1 protein-coding gene is annotated in these 476 nt (G+C 65.8%); it reads left to right on the top strand.

Going from position 1 to position 476, the window contains the following annotated elements; genetic code table 11:
• Window positions 1-476, top strand: a 476-nt coding sequence (locus U5A65_RS40770; RefSeq protein ID WP_321949735.1) for an enolase C-terminal domain-like protein, incomplete at both ends; no start/stop codon positions are given.

Genomic DNA, 476 nt, shown 5'->3' with positions numbered 1-476 from the left:
GACCTCAAAACCGACATCAAGCACGTCGCCGACATCAAGAAGGCGATGGGCGAGCGCGCCGCCGTGCGCGTGGACGTCAACATGGCCTGGAGCGAAACGCAGGCGGCGTGGGCGATTCCCGCGCTGGCGGAAGCCGGTTGCGAACTGGTCGAACAGCCGGTCGCTTCACCCGCGGCGCTCGCGCGCCTCATGCGCCGTTTCCCGGTGGCGTTGATGGCCGACGAAATCCTGCAAGGACCGGAAAGCGCGTTCGAGATCGCGAAGAACGAGGGCGCCGACGTGTTCGCCATCAAGATCGAACAAAGCGGCGGGCTGTTCGCCGCACAACGCGTGGCCACGATTGCGGATGCCGCGGGTATCGAGCTGTACGGCGGCACGATGCTCGAAGGCGCGTTCAGCACGGTGGCATCGGCGCATCTGTTCGCGAGCTTCGCGAACCTGCAGTGGGGCACCGAACTGTTCGGCCCCTTGCTGAT

Origin of the sequence: Paraburkholderia sp. J10-1 (assembly GCF_905220165.1) — a bacterium.
Lineage (GTDB): Bacteria > Pseudomonadota > Gammaproteobacteria > Burkholderiales > Burkholderiaceae > Paraburkholderia.
Note: the sequence above shows the minus strand (reverse complement) of the source record. Positions and strands in the feature narration are given on the sequence as shown.